This is a genomic window from Streptomyces sp. NPDC051913, assembly GCF_044593635.1.
In the GTDB taxonomy this organism is placed as follows: domain Bacteria; phylum Actinomycetota; class Actinomycetes; order Streptomycetales; family Streptomycetaceae; genus Streptomyces.
Genome location: NZ_JBIUCI010000017.1, coordinates 1 through 13981 on the forward strand (window position 1 = coordinate 1; position 13981 = coordinate 13981).

Here is a 13981-nt window from a genome sequence, read left to right on the forward strand (position 1 = left end):
CCCGGGTCGACGCTTTCGAGTCGGTGGCCGTTGTGGGGGCCGCCGTGGGCGTGGAAGTACCACCAGGGGATGCCGTTCTGGGCGGCGATCACGGCCGTATCGGGGTGGAGGAGGGGTTCGATGAGGGGCCCGCACGCCGCGTAGGAGGTGGCTTTGAGGCCGAGGAAGACGTAGTCGACGGGGCCGATGTCGGCGGGGTCGTCGGTGGCGTGGGTGTGGGCGGTGAAGTCGCCTCGGGGGGAGAGGATCTGGACGCCGTTTTGCCTCATGGCCGCGAGGTGGGGTCCACGGGCGATGAGGTGGACGTCGGCTCCTGCGCGGTGCAGGGCGGCGCCGACGTAGGCGCCGATGGCTCCGGCGCCGAGGACTGCGACTTTCATGGGGTGGGAGCTCCGTTCGGTCGAGGGTGTACCGCGGAACCGTCGAACTGTGTCGACGAAATATTGTCTACAGGATGGAATGAAGGGCAGCAAGAGTTCGGCCACCCCGCTGTCCGGTTCCCGCGCCCCAACTCCCCTCCGCCCGGCCTTTTGTGCGCCGTAGACTGTAGGCGAAAGCCAATTCATAATTGGCTCCTGCACACAGCGACGATGCTGACGAGGAGGGGCCGTGATGTTGTCGACGACTGGCCTGCCGCAGGGTGCGGTGCCCAAGCTCGAACGCCCCGGCCCGTTGCGTGACCGTGTGTACGAGGCGCTCCTCGAACTCATCACCACGCGTGCGTTGCAGCCTGGTCAGCATCTGGTCGAGAGTGAGCTGGCGGGGCATCTGGGGGTCTCGCGGCAGCCGGTGCGGGAGGCGTTGCAGCGGCTCAGTACCGAGGGGTGGGTGGATCTGCGGCCCGCGCAGGGTGCGTTCGTGCACGAGCCCACCGAGGAGGAGGCCGATCAGCTCCTCACCGTGCGGACACTGCTGGAGGCCGAGGCCGCCCGGCTCGCCGCGGCCAACGCCACAACCGCCGCCATCGCCGTCCTGGAGGAGATGTGCGCGGAGGGCGAGCGTGCCGTCGCCGACGACGACGTGGACGCCGCCGTCGCGATGAACGCCCGGCTGCACGCGAAGATCATGGAGCTCGCCGGCAACGCGGTCCTCGCGGAGCTGGCCGCCCAGGTCGACCGGCGGGTCCGCTGGTACTACACGCCGGTGGCCCGACAGCGCGGCCGGCAGTCCTGGATCGAGCACCGCGAACTGATCGCGGCCATCGCGGACCGCGACGAACAGGGTGCGACCGAGGCGATGCGGGCCCACACCGAGCACACGCGGAAGATGTACCACGAGCGGGCGAAGCAGCCGCCTGCCGAGTGACCGCCCGGTCACTCACCGCACCCCTGGCACCGCCCTGCCGTGGCCACCGCCCGGCCTGCGGATATGCAGGTGAAAGGCGCTCCGAAAGCTTGGTATTGTTGTCCATGTCGCCGCGGGGAACACCTCCGGCCAGGCGGCAGACACCTAGTCCGGGTGGCGGAATGGCAGACGCGCTAGCTTGAGGTGCTAGTGCCCTTTATCGGGCGTGGGGGTTCAAGTCCCCCCTCGGACACAGAGAGTAACCGCAGCTTGTGCGGGTCGAGGTTTCGCCTCGGCCCGCACAAGCTGTTTTACGTTGCCTTGCGAGCCGTCGAATATTCGCGTGCCGACCGCTCCACCCGCTCCCTACACTCACCACGAACCGCACGCCGCCCGTGACCGGGCCCGGTGTGCCGTACGACGAGATCCATGACGAGTGAGGGGAGTCCGGCCGTGTGTGAGCGCACCGCTGCCGTCGCTTCCCGTGCCCGCTACGAGGTGATCCTCGTGTCTCCGGCCGCCCGGTGCCTGCTGCGCGGCCGGTACCGGATGCCCGTCACGAACTCCTGACGCAACGTCAAGTCGAGTGTCTCGTACGGGAATCGCGCTGCCCTTTTCCCGGAACACCTCGAAAGGCCTCGGGCCGTGCGTACTCGCATCAACCCTCTCACCACCGTCCGCAACCTGGGCATCCTCGCCCATGTCGACGCGGGCAAGACCACCGTCACCGAGCGGATCCTGTTCGCCACCGGCACCACGCACCGGCGCGGTGAGGTCCACGACGGCACCACCGTCACCGACTTCGACCCGCAGGAGCGCGACCGCGGCATCACGATCTTCGCGGCGGCGATCAGCTGTGCCTGGGACGGTCATCGGGTCAACCTGATCGACACCCCGGGCCATGTCGACTTCGCCGACGAGGTGGAGCGCTCGCTGCGCGTCCTCGACGGCGCGGTCGCGGTGTTCGACGCCGTCGCGGGCGTGGAACCGCAGAGCGAGTCCGTCTGGCGGCAGGCCGACCGGTACGGCGTCCCGCGGATCGCGTTCGTCAACAAGATGGACCGCGCCGGCGCCGACCTCGACTCCGCCGTCGCCTCCCTCCGGGAGCGGCTGCACCCGGCACCGCTGGTCGTGCAGCTGCCCATCGGGGCGGAGGACGGCTTCCGCGGGGTCGTCGACCTGGTCCGGATGCGGGCGCTGACCTGGGCCGACGGCGCCGACATGGTCGTAGCGGAGATCCCGGAGGCGCTGGCCGAGGAAGCCGCGCGGCGGCGTCGGCTGCTGGAGGAGGCCGTCGCCGAGCTGCATCCGGCGGCGCTGGAGGAGTTCTGTGCCCGCTCGGCGCTCGACAACCGGACGCTCGGCGAGGCGCTGCGCGAGCTCACGCACTCCGGCGACGGGGTCGTCGTGCTGTGCGGCTCGGCCTACCGCAACCGCGGTGTCGAACCACTGCTCGACGCGCTCGTGGCGTATCTGCCGTCCCCGCTCGACGTACCCGCCGTGCGCGGCACCGGCGAGGGGGACGGGCAGGAGCGGCCCGCCGACCCGGCGGCGCCGTTCGCGGCGCTGGTGTTCAAGGTGAACGCCACCCCGACCGGCAGGCTCACCTACCTGCGGGTCTACTCCGGAACCATCGAGAAGGGGGACGCGGTGTGGGACTCGGGTGTACGGCGTACCGAGCGCGTCGGACGCATCCTGCGGGTCCAGGCCGACCGGCATGCCCAGCTGGAGCGGGCGGTCGCCGGGGACATCGTGGCGGTCGTCGGGCTGAAGGCGGCCCGCGCCGGGTCGACCCTGTGCGCGCCGGACGCGCCGCTCGTCCTCGAACCGCCGAGCGTCGCCGAACCGGTCGTCTCGGTGGCGGTCGAGGCCGTACGCTCCACCGACACCGACCGGCTGAGCCAGGCGCTCGCCCGGCTGGCCGAGGAGGACCCGTCGCTCGTCGTGCGGGCCGACCCGGAGACCGGACAGACCGTGCTGTCCGGCATGGGCGAACTGCATCTGGAGGTCGCGCTGGAGAAGGTACGGCGTGATCAGGGGCTGGACGTCAACGCCGGGCGGCCGCGGGTGGCGCACCGGGAGACCGTCGGACGCGGGGTGTCCGGGTTCGTCTTCCGGCACGTCAAACAGGACGGTGGAGCGGGGCAGTTCGCGCATGTCGTCCTCGACGTGGAGCCGTGGGACGGCGACGCCGGGTTCGAGTTCCGCTCGGCCGTCGTCGGCGGACGGGTGCCGCAGGAGTACGTCAGGGCGGTCGAGGCCGGCTGCCGGGACGCCCTGGCCGAGGGGCCGCTCGCCGGTCACCCCGTGACCGGGCTCCGCGTCACCCTCACCGACGGGGCGACCCATGTGAAGGACTCCTCCGACACGGCCTTCCGTACGGCGGGCCGGTTCGGGCTCCGGGACGCCCTGCGCGCCTGTGCCATGGTGCTCCTCGAACCGGTGGCCGAGGTCACGGTCACCGTGCCGGACGCCGCGGTCGGCGGAGTGCTCGGCGACCTCGCGGCCCGGCGCGGCCGGGTCACGGGCTCGGCGGCGCGCGGGGGTTCGGTGGTCGTCACGGCCACCGTTCCGCTCGCCGAACTCTTCGGCTACGCGACCCGGTTGCGCAGCCGGACCCAGGGCCGCGGCACGTTCACGGCCCGGCCGACGGGGTACGCTCCGGCGCCGTCCGGGGTGACGGCCGGGTAGTCCTGGGGCTGCGGTCCTAGGCCGAAGGCCCTGTTGTCAGTTCGTACCACGAACCAATAACGTTCGTGGTACGAACTGAAACGGCGCTCCGGGGAACGGGGCACGCAGTCGACGGGGAGAGGGCGGAGTCCGCCATGTCATTGCACAAGCCGGTGTTCGGTACCGGTATCAGCACAGCCGTCGGTGACATCGAGGAGTCGCTGCGGCTCGCCGTCCAGGCGGACCGGCAGGGCCTCGACCTGGTCACCGTCTCCGACCACCCCTACTACGCGGCCAGGCTCGACGCGTACGCCCAGGTCGGGGTGGTCCTCGGCCGGACCGAGCGGGTCTCGGCGCTGGTCAGTGTCAGCAACCTGCCCAGCCGCCCCGCGCCGATGCTGGCGCGCACGGTCACCTCGCTGTCCGCGCTGACCGGCGGCCGGCTGGTGCTGGGCATGGGCGCGGGCGGGCTGTGGGACGAGATCGCCCGGCTGGGGGTCGAGCGGCTCGGGCCGGGAGCCGCGGTACGGGCCTTCGAGGAGGCGGTCACCCTCATCCGGCTGCTCGGCGGGGGCGGCGAACCGGTCACGTTCGAGGGGGAGTTCTACCAGGTGCACGGCCTCGAACCGGCCGCGGTCGCGGTGCCGCCGGTGTGGACCGGCTCGGTGGGGCCGAAGTCGCTCGCCGCCACCGGCAGGGTGGCCGACGGCTGGATCCCCGGCCACGCCGCCGACTGGCTGAGTCCGCGCCACCGTGACTCCCGGCCCGTCATCGACGAGGCCGCCCTCGCGGCGGGCCGCGATCCCGCCGACATCGTCACGGTCTACAACCTCCCCGGTGTCATCACCCGCACCCCCGTCGCCGCCCCGCGCGACACCGACGGGGTGTGGCGGGGTGGCTCGGTGGCGCAGTGGGTCGAGGAACTCACCGGCGCCGTACTGGAGTTCGGCGCCCACGGGTTCGTCCACTTCCGCGTGGACGACGGCACCCCGGCCGACGTCACGCTCGGCCGGTGGGCGCAGGAGATCGCTCCGGCGGTGCGGGAGGCCGTGATGACCGCCCGCACCTGACGGCACGTCAAGATCGGTCAGGGATACGACACCACGGTGGACGGCACGGTCGAGGTGCCCGACGTCGCCGCTCCCGTCTCGTTGATGACGCGCTCGTACTGGCCCTGGCCCCCGAGCGAGACGACGAGCAGGTCGTGGAAGCGCACTCCCGGCCGGTTCGGGGCGGCGAACCCGTGGTGCTGCACGATCGTGGGGTCGACGTTGTAATAGCAGTAACTGCCCAGGCCCCAGCCCTCGTGGGCGGTCACCGCGTCGCCGACCCGGTAGGCCGCGTACCCCTTGACCGTGCCGTTCTGGATCGCGGCCTGGTTCGGGGCGTCGTACGCCTTCTCGTTCTGGAAGAAGATCGTGCGCCCGCGCTCGCCGAACCACTGGACGTCGTACTTGTTGAAGTGTTCCACGAACAGGCCGGTGGCGAGGACGTCCGAGCCGTGGACGACCACGCCGTAATCCGCGCGGTTGGTCTCCCAGCCGACGCCCTCGCCGTGGTCGGCGCGCCAGACCCAGGTGTGGTCGACGATGGTGTGCCGGTTGTTGATGACCATGGAGGTCGTGGCCTTGCCGGGGCCCGCGCCGCCGATGCGGATGAACACGTCCTGCACGGTGGTGGGGTTGGCGGAGTGGTTCCGCCACGCGCCGCTCGGGCCGACCTCCAGCAGGGAGGGGGAGTTGACCGGCCCGGCGTCGATCAGGAAGCCGGCCAGCCGCACGCCGTCGACATCGGCGACCTTCAGCGCGGTGACGCCGTTGTCCGGCACGAGGGTGGCGTAACCCAGGCCCAGGACCACGGTGTTGGCGCGGTCCACCTGGATCGGCCGGTCGACGTGGTAGATGCCCGGCGTCAACAGCAGGTGCAGTCCCTGGGCGAGGGCCTGGTTCAGCGTCGCCGCCGAGACGCCCGGCTTGGCGACGTAGAAGAGCGACAGGGGCAGTGAGGTGCCGCGCGGCGTGCCGTTGCCCCAGGTCACCCCGCGGGCGTTGGTACGCGGGGCCGGCAGGAAGACCCGGTACTCGCTGCCGCTGAGGTAGAGGAACGGCTTCTCACGGGAGACGGGTGTGGTGTCGAGGGTGGTGTACGGCGGGTTCGGGAAGCTCTGGGCGGGGGCGCCCTCGACGCCCGAGAACACCATGTTCCAGACGCCGTTGAGCCAGCTGCCGATCGAACTGTCCCGGGTGTACCACTGCTGCTGGGAGTACGGGCCGACCTGGCCGTCGATACGGCTGTCGGCGATGTAACCGCCGCTGGCCCAACCGTAGCCGGTGGGGGAGAGGTTGAGGCCGCCGCGGACGTGCATCCGGCGGAACGGGGCGGCCTGGGCGACCGCCCAGCGGTTGGTGCCGTTCGCCGGGACCAGCGCCAGGTTCTCCGCCGAACGCCAGAAGTTCTGCGTGGCGTTGCCGCCGAACCAGCCCGCGTCGACCGTCACGTCCCCGTTGATCGTCGTGTCGTCGGGGGAGAGGCCGAGGCCCGCGATCGAGGTGTAGAAGCCGAGTTGGGCGTTGAGTCCGTGGTAGGTGCCGGGCTTGAAGAGCAGTGCGTAGCGGCCGGTGCCGAACTGGGCCGACTCCTGCCGGGCGAACACCGCGTCCAGTCTCGCCTGGATGTCAGGGGTGCCGGGGTCGAAGACCAGGACGTTCGGGCCCAGGTCGCCGCCTCCCGGCAGGGCCTTCGGGCGGCCCCAGGACGGGGACGCGGACAGGGCGAGGGCGGTGGGGACCGCGGCGCCGAGGACGGTTCTCCGGCTGAGCGGGGACGGACTCATGGGCGGCTCCTTGTTCAGGAAGTCCTTGTTCAGGAAGTGAACGACGCAAGGGTTGGGAGCGCTCTCTCGCCGAGGGATGCTTCAGTGTTCGAACGCGGACGTCAAGAGGTGTCGCCGAGTTCAACAAGTGCTGTTCAAACCCTTGACGCGCCGAACGCGGCCCGTTTAACTCACGTCCTAAATTAAGCCGTGAGTGCATTCCCTGAAGGGACACCAGGAGCCATGCGCAGCATCCGAGCCGCGGCCGTAGGCGCCGTCACCATGTCTCTCGCCCTGGCCGCATCGGCCTGCGGAGGCGGTTCGTCGACCGAGGGCGGGTCCAACGACTCGCCCAAGACGCTCACCTACTGGGCCTCCAACCAGGGGGCGAGCGTCGAGATCGACAAGAAGGTCCTCCAGCCGGAACTCGACAAGTTCAAGAAGCAGACCGGCATCGAGGTGAAGGTGGAGGTGGTGCCCTGGTCGGACCTGCTCAACCGCATCCTCACGGCGACGACCTCGGGCCAGGGCCCCGACGTCCTCAACATCGGTAACACCTGGAGCGCCTCCCTCCAGGCCACCGGCGCGCTGCTGCCGTGGGACGCGAAGAACTTCGCGGCGATCGGCGGCAAGGACCGCTTCGTCGACTCCGCGCTCGGCTCCACCGGTGCCGAGGGCAAGGACCCGGCCGCGGTGCCGCTGTACTCGATGGCGTACGCGCTCTACTACAACAAGAAGATGTTCGCCGACGCGGGCATAGCCCAACCCCCCGCCACCTGGGCCGAGTTCGTCGAAGACGGCAAGAAGCTGTCCAAGGGCGGCAAGTGGGCGCTCGGCGTGGAGGGCGCCAACCCGTCGGAGAACATCCACCACGCGGTCGTCTTCGCCAAGCAGCACGGCGGCGACTTCTTCACCGCCGACGGCAAGCCCGACTTCACCAACGACGGGGCGGTCGCCGGCGTCAAGGAGTTCGTCGATCTGATGGCCAAGGACAAGGTCATCGCCCCGGGCAACGCCGAGTACGCGCAGAACCAGTCGGTGAGCGACTTCGCCAAGGGCAAGACCGCGATGCTGCTGTGGCAGTCGGCGTCCGCGAACCTCAAGTCCCAGGGCATGAGCGAGGACTCCTTCGGTATCGCCCCGGTGCCCGTGCAGTCCGGCACCCCCGGCACCGGTACCGGTGTCAACTCGATGGTGATGGGCATCAACCTCGCCGTCTTCAAGAACTCCGACAACCTCGACGGCGCCAAGAAGTTCGTGAAGTTCATGACGAGCGACGCCGAACAGAAGATCCTCAACACCGCCTACAGCTCCATCCCGCCGGTGAAGGGCGCCCAGTCCGACGCGGCGTTCAACACCGCCGCCAACGGTGTCCTCAAGGACACCCTCGCCACCAGCGCGGTCGCGGCCCCGCAGGTCGCCGACGAGTCCCAGTTCGAGACGGCGGTCGGCACGGCCATCAAGGGCCTGTTCGCCGACGCGGCCGCCGGCCGCGCGGTGACCACCGAGTCGGTGAAGGCGGCCCTGGAGAAGGCCCAGGCGCAGATGCCGGCGGCGTGACCCAGATGACCAGCACCGTCGAACTCCCGCTGAGCAAGGGGGAGTCGGGCGAGACGGCGGCGCGTGGACCGCGCCGCCGCGCTCCCGGCCGGATCCGCCGCGTCGGACTGCCCTACCTGCTCCTTCTGCCCGCCCTGATCCTCGAACTCCTCGTCCATCTCGTGCCGATGATCATCGGCATCGTGATGAGCTTCAAGGAACTCACCCAGTTCTACATCCGTGACTGGGGCGCCGCCCCCTGGGCCGGCCTCGACAACTTCCGGGTGTCGGTGGACTTCGACGCCCCCGTCGGCGAAGCCCTGCTGCACTCCTTCCTCGTCACGATCGCCTTCACCCTGCTGTCGGTCGGCCTGTGCTGGCTGATCGGCACGACCGCCGCGATCTGCATGCAGGACACCTTCCGCGGCCGGGGCCTGCTGCGCGCCCTGTTCCTGGTGCCGTACGCCCTGCCGGTCTACGCGGCCGTCATCACCTGGGTGTTCATGTTCCAGCACGACAACGGCCTGGTGAACCACGTCCTGCACGACCAGCTCGGCATCACCGACAAGCCGTCCTTCTGGCTCATCGGCGACAACAGCTTCATCGCCCTGCTCGTCGTGTCCGTGTGGAAGGGCTGGCCGTTCGCCTTCCTCATCGTCATGGCCGGACTCCAGAACATCCCACGGGAGTTGTACGAGGCGGCGGCCCTCGACGGCGCCGGGATGTGGCAGCAGATCCGCCGCATCACCCTGCCGTCGCTGAGCGCCGTCAACCAGGTGCTGATCCTGGTGCTGTTCCTGTGGACGTTCAACGACTTCAACACGCCGTACGTCCTGTTCGGCAAGTCGGCGCCGGAGGCCGCGGACCTCATCTCCGTCCACATCTACCAGGCCTCCTTCGTCACCTGGAACTTCGGCACCGGCTCCGCCATGTCCGTGCTCCTGCTGCTGTTCCTGCTCCTCGTGACGGGCGTGTACCTCGCTCTCACCTCGCGCGGACGGAGGGCGTCGCGTGTCTAGTTCCGGTTCTCCGATGGCCCCACCGAAGTCCTTCCTGTGGACCCGGCGTGTCTTCCTCACCCTGCTGGCGGGCTTCGTCCTGCTGCCGGTGTACGTGATGATCTCCAGCTCGCTGAAGCCGCTGGCGGACGTCACCGGCAAGTTCCGCTGGATTCCGAGTGAGGTGACCTTCCAGCCGTACATCGACATCTGGTCGACGGTCCCGCTCGCCCGGTACTTCGTGAACTCCCTGATCGTGGCGAGCGCGGCAGCCGTCTGCTCGGTCGTGATCGCCGTCTTCTCGGCCTACGCCGTGAGCCGCTACGACTTCCGTGGCAAGCGCGTCTTCACGGTCACCGTCCTGTCGACGCAGATGTTCCCCGGCATCCTCTTCCTGCTCCCGCTGTTCCTGATCTACGTCAACATCGGCAACGCCACCGGCATCGCCCTGTTCGGCTCGCGCGGCGGGCTGATCCTGACGTACCTCACCTTCTCGCTGCCGTTCTCGATCTGGATGTTGATCGGGTACTTCGACTCGGTGCCGCGCGACCTGGACGAGGCGGCGCTGGTGGACGGTTGCGGGCCGCTCGGCGCGCTCTTCCGGGTCGTCGTGCCCGCCGCGATCCCCGGGATCGTCGCCGTCACCGTCTACGCGTTCATGACGGCCTGGGGCGAGGTGCTGTTCGCGTCGGTGATGACCAACGACACCACCCGCACCCTCGCCGTCGGCCTCCAGGGCTACTCCACGCTCTACGACGTGTACTGGAACCAGATCATGGCGGCCTCGCTGGTCGTGAGCGTCCCGGTGGTGGCCGGCTTCCTGCTCCTCCAGCGCTATCTCGTCGCCGGTCTGACGGCGGGCGCCGTCAAGTGACCATTCCTGAAAGGACTTACGTGACCATCGATCTCGCCGCACTCCCGCACGACTTCCTGTGGGGCACGGCCACAGCCGCCTACCAGATCGAGGGAGCCGTGGCGGAGGACGGCCGTGCGCCGTCGATCTGGGACACCTTCTCGCACACCCCGGGAAAGGTGGCGGGCGGCGACACCGGCGACATCGCCTGCGATCATTACCACCGCTGGCGCGAGGACATCGACCTGATGCGCCGACTCGGGGTCGACGCCTACCGGTTGTCCGTCGCCTGGCCGCGGGTCGTGCCGGGCGGTGACGGCCCGGTCAACCCCAAGGGCCTCGCCTTCTACGACGAGTTGATCGACGGTCTGCTGGCGGCCGGCATCACCCCCTCCGTCACCCTCTACCACTGGGACCTGCCCCAGGCCCTCCAGGACCGCGGCGGCTGGCCCGCACGCGACACCGCCGAGCACTTCGCCGCGTACGCCTCGGTCGTGGCCGAGCGGCTGGGCGACCGGGTGCACCACTGGACCACCCTCAACGAACCCCTGTGCTCGGCGTGGATCGGCCACCTCGAAGGGACGATGGCCCCCGGCTGGACGGACCTGACGGCGGCGGTCCGGGCCTCCTGCCATCTGCTCCTCGGCCACGGCCTCGCCGTACAGGCCATCCGCGCGGCAGCCCCCGGAGCCCAGATCGGCATCGTCAACAACCTCTCCACCGTGCACCCCGCCACCGACCGCCCGGAGGACCTGCGAGCCGCCCGCCGCATGGACGGCCACACCAACCGCTGGTGGCTGGACCCGATCCACGGCCGCGGCTTCCCGGCGGACATGCAGGAGGTGTACGGCGTCGAACTCCCCTTGAAGCCCGCCGACTTGGAGACCATCGCCGCCCCGCTCGACTGGCTCGGCCTGAACTACTACTTCCCGCAGACCGTCGCCGACGACCCCGACGGCCCGGCCCCGCACGTCCGTTCCGTCCGCCGTACCGGCGTCCCGCGCACCGGCATGGACTGGGAGATCGACGCGAGCGGCATCGAGACCCTGCTCCTGCGCCTCACCGAGGAGTACGGCGCCCGGCGGCTGTACGTCACCGAGAACGGCTCCGCCTACCCGGACGTCGTACGCCCCGACGGCACGGTCGACGACCCCGAGCGGCAGGACTACCTGATCCGGCACCTCGCCGCCTGCGCCTCGGCGGCCCGCAAGGGCGCCCCCCTGGCCGGGTACTTCGCCTGGTCCCTGCTCGACAACTTCGAGTGGGCCTACGGCTACGACAAGCGCTTCGGGCTCGTCCACGTCGACTACCGCACCCAGACCCGCACGATCAAGGGCTCCGGGCACCGGTACGCGGAGATCATCCGCGCGCACCGGGGGAGGGAGCGGAACGCGGCGTAGGGGAGCGACATCACCGACCGGACGCCCGAGAGCGAGCTCGCGCCGAGCTGAGGGCCGTTGTCAGTGGTGCCTGCCAAGATCCGGGGCATGCTCTACGACGACTTGGCGCGGGCGTTGACCGACGCGGCCTTCGAACGGGACGTCCGGTCCGCCGACCTGGCGCAGCTCACCGACGAACAGCTCGGTGAGCTGCGCCAGGTGGCCTACCGGGTGGACCACATCGAGGCCACGCCCGCGACCTCGCGGGTGGCTCTGGCGGTCCGCCGCGCGGCCGACGAACGGCGACCGTGCGCCACCCCCGACGCCTGCCGCCGGCTGTTCGAGGCGCTCGTCGAGCGGAGCCGGCACAGCGACCTCGGGGCCGACCTCCTGCCGGGCGTGGCGGCGCTGGCGCGCTGCGCGGACCCCTGGCCCGACCTGTCGGGGCCCGCCCGCGCCTTGACCGAGAGCCTCCTGGAGAGGAAGAGCGTCGCGCACCCGTACGCGCTCTTCCTGGTGGCCGGACTCGGTGACGACGACACTCGGCGCGCGGTCGCGGAGCGGCTCGGGGAGGGACCCGTCGCCCGGGCGGAGATCGACCTGCTCACCGGGTTCACCCCGGCCGAGCTGCTCGTGATGACCGAGCTCGACCTGGTCAACACGTACGTCGAGCCGGAGTCCACCCCCGAGGTGTGGCGGAGGCTGGCCGACCTTCCGGCCTACGTCGACTTCGCCCGGCGCGCGCTGGAAGCGGCGGCCGACCGGGCCGACGGGATCGGGTCCGGCGAGATTCCGTACCGCTCCGACAAGGCGTTCACGGCCCGGGAGGTCGCCGTGCTCGGCCAGGCCGCGCGGGTGGCACTGCTGCGGGACGAGGACTGGCTGCCGGACGTGTACGGGCGACTGCTGCCCGGCGTCGCGGTCGCGCCGACGCCCGCGAGGACGGTGCCGTCGCAGGCGCTCCTGTACGAACTGGTCCGCGCGGCCAAGGAGTTCCCCACCCCGGAAGCGGTCACCGCGATCCGCACCGCCCGCTCGCTCACCCGGCACGCGGGCGTGCCCAAGCAGCTCGACAAGCTGCTCAAGAAGGTGGAGGCGGCGCTGGCCCAGCGCACGGAGGTCGCCCTGCGCCTGCCGAGGCTGGGCTTCGACGACGAGGGGGTCCTGCGCAGACCGGCGGGCGACGGATACACGGCCGTCGTCACGGTCACCGGGGCCGCCGAGCTGACGTGGCGGAAGGACGGCCGTCCGCTGCGCGGCGTCCCGGCACCGGTCCGCCGCGACCACGGGGACCTGGTGAAGGAGCTGCGGGACCTGGTCAAGCGCGTGAACCTCCAACTGGCCACGTTGGCACGGGCCTTGGAGGGCGGTCTGCCGGTCGACACCGTCCACCGCTTCGGCCGGTGGCGGACGGAGCTGGCCGAACACCCGCTCGCCCGGCCCGTCGTGGGGAGACTGATCTGGGAGATCGAGACGGCCCCGGGCGCGTGGCGGACCGTCCTTCCGGCGACGGAGGACCTTCCCGACGCCCCTGACGACGCCTCCGTCCGCCTGTGGCATCCGATCCGCGCCGACGCCGAGACCGTACGGGCGTGGCGGGACCGGCTGGTGGACGGGCAGCTGGGCCAGCCGTTCAAGCAGGCGTTCCGGGAGATCTACCGGCTCACCCCGGCCGAGGAGGAGACCCGGCTGCACTCCCACCGCTTCGCCGCGCACCTCGTCCACTACCGCAGGATGCGCGGGCTGTTCCGGGCGCGAGGCTGGACGAGCCGTCTGCTCGGTCCGTGGGACGGCGGCGACGGGGACGAGGCGACGCGGACGCTGGTCGCGGACGGTTGGCGGGCCCGCTTCTCGCACGCCTTCGTGGACTGGGCGGACGACGACCCGGTGGCCTCGACGGACCGGGTCCGCTTCGACCAACGGGTGGGCGGCCGTTGGCGCGAAGCCCCGCTGGCCGAGGTGCCCCCGCTGGTCTTCAGCGAGGCCATGCGCGACGTCGACCTCTTCGTCGGCGTCACCTCCATCGCCGCCGACCCCGACTGGAGCGAACAGGGCCCGGCCCGCGCCTACTGGGAGCGCGCCGGTTTCGCCGACCTCACCGAGACCGCCGAGGCCCGCCGCGACGCCCTCTCGCGCATCCTGCCCCGCCTCAAGATCGCCGACCGCTGCACCCTGCGCGACCGCTTCCTCGTGGTCCGAGGCGATCTGCGCACGTACCGCATCCACCTCGGCTCGGCCAACATCCTGATGGACCCCGACGACTCCTACCTCTGCATCGTCCCGTCCCGCACCCGGACCCCCGCCGCCAGGATATTCCTGCCGTTCGAGGACGACCGTCTCTCGCTGATCCTCAGCAAGGCGATGCTGCTGGCCGCGGACAGCGAGATCAGTGACGGTTCCATCCGGGCCCAGATAGCCGGGGGAGCCGGACGCCCGCGTTTTTGAA

At 70.6% G+C, this 13981-nt stretch carries 10 protein-coding genes and 1 tRNA gene; 9 read left to right on the forward strand and 2 right to left on the reverse strand.

The features are described 5' to 3' along the window. On the reverse strand, nt 1-710 hold a 710-nt coding region (locus ACIHIX_RS37395; RefSeq protein ID WP_399964303.1), incomplete at its 3' end, for a ketopantoate reductase family protein. Between ACIHIX_RS37395 and ACIHIX_RS37400 the strand changes: the two genes are divergently transcribed. The 4 genes from ACIHIX_RS37400 (at nt 616) to ACIHIX_RS37415 (ending at nt 5024) form a co-directional block, all read left to right on the forward strand. Beyond that, on the forward strand, nt 616-1305 hold the full coding sequence (locus tag ACIHIX_RS37400) for a GntR family transcriptional regulator (protein ID WP_399964609.1): 690 nt from the start codon (nt 616-618) through the stop codon (nt 1303-1305). The two genes, ACIHIX_RS37395 and ACIHIX_RS37400, sit on opposite strands and share 95 nt — an antisense overlap. A 147-nt stretch (nt 1306-1452) precedes the next feature. Continuing rightward, a tRNA-Leu gene (locus tag ACIHIX_RS37405) sits at nt 1453-1537 on the forward strand. Between the two features lie 392 nt (nt 1538-1929). Then, nucleotides 1930-3975: an elongation factor G gene (gene fusA, locus ACIHIX_RS37410; RefSeq protein ID WP_399964305.1), complete on the forward strand. Its 2046-nt coding sequence runs from the start codon at nt 1930-1932 to the stop codon at nt 3973-3975. Nucleotides 3976-4109: 134 nt separating this feature from the next. Next, on the forward strand, nt 4110-5024 hold the full coding sequence (locus tag ACIHIX_RS37415; RefSeq protein WP_399964307.1) for an LLM class flavin-dependent oxidoreductase: 915 nt from the start codon (nt 4110-4112) through the stop codon (nt 5022-5024). A gap of 17 nt (nt 5025-5041) precedes the next feature. Here the strand turns inward: ACIHIX_RS37415 and ACIHIX_RS37420 are convergent, their stop codons facing one another. Beyond that, nucleotides 5042-6787, reverse strand: a complete 1746-nt coding sequence (locus ACIHIX_RS37420) for a coagulation factor 5/8 type domain-containing protein (protein ID WP_399964309.1) — start codon at nt 6785-6787, stop codon at nt 5042-5044. Between the two features lie 222 nt (nt 6788-7009). On the opposite strand from ACIHIX_RS37420, the gene ACIHIX_RS37425 reads away from it, so the two are divergent. The 5 genes from ACIHIX_RS37425 to ACIHIX_RS37445 all read left to right on the forward strand — a co-directional run bounded on the left by ACIHIX_RS37425 (nt 7010) and on the right by ACIHIX_RS37445 (nt 13980). Further along, on the forward strand, nt 7010-8326 hold the full coding sequence (locus ACIHIX_RS37425; protein ID WP_399964311.1) for an ABC transporter substrate-binding protein: 1317 nt from the start codon (nt 7010-7012) through the stop codon (nt 8324-8326). Nucleotides 8327-8331: 5 nt separating this feature from the next. Continuing rightward, the gene (locus ACIHIX_RS37430; protein WP_399964611.1) at nt 8332-9324 is read left to right on the forward strand and encodes a carbohydrate ABC transporter permease; all 993 of its coding nucleotides are present in this window, start codon (nt 8332-8334) and stop codon (nt 9322-9324) included. 13 nt (nt 9325-9337) lie between these two features. Then, nucleotides 9338-10177 carry a carbohydrate ABC transporter permease gene (locus ACIHIX_RS37435; protein WP_399964313.1) on the forward strand — a complete coding sequence of 280 codons (840 nt, stop codon included), beginning with the start codon at nt 9338-9340 and terminating at the stop codon, nt 10175-10177. A gap of 20 nt (nt 10178-10197) precedes the next feature. Next, on the forward strand, nt 10198-11556 hold the full coding sequence (locus tag ACIHIX_RS37440) for a GH1 family beta-glucosidase (RefSeq protein ID WP_399964315.1): 1359 nt from the start codon (nt 10198-10200) through the stop codon (nt 11554-11556). 87 nt (nt 11557-11643) lie between these two features. Continuing rightward, nucleotides 11644-13980 carry a DUF4132 domain-containing protein gene (locus ACIHIX_RS37445; protein WP_399964317.1) on the forward strand — a complete coding sequence of 779 codons (2337 nt, stop codon included), beginning with the start codon at nt 11644-11646 and terminating at the stop codon, nt 13978-13980. Nucleotide 13981: the final 1 nt, after the last annotated feature.

Excerpts from the sequence above, each read along its gene's own strand:
- ACIHIX_RS37435 (WP_399964313.1), top strand. The coding sequence starts at position 9,338 with ATGGCCCCACCGAAGTCCTTCCTGTGGACCCGGCGTGTCTTCCTCACC.
- ACIHIX_RS37445 (WP_399964317.1), top strand. The coding sequence starts at position 11,644 with ATGCTCTACGACGACTTGGCGCGGGCGTTGACCGACGCGGCCTTCGAA.
- ACIHIX_RS37430 (WP_399964611.1), top strand. The coding sequence starts at position 8,332 with ATGACCAGCACCGTCGAACTCCCGCTGAGCAAGGGGGAGTCGGGCGAG.
- ACIHIX_RS37420 (WP_399964309.1), bottom strand. The coding sequence starts at position 6,787 with ATGAGTCCGTCCCCGCTCAGCCGGAGAACCGTCCTCGGCGCCGCGGTC.
- ACIHIX_RS37425 (WP_399964311.1), top strand. The coding sequence starts at position 7,010 with ATGCGCAGCATCCGAGCCGCGGCCGTAGGCGCCGTCACCATGTCTCTC.
- ACIHIX_RS37415 (WP_399964307.1), top strand. The coding sequence starts at position 4,110 with ATGTCATTGCACAAGCCGGTGTTCGGTACCGGTATCAGCACAGCCGTC.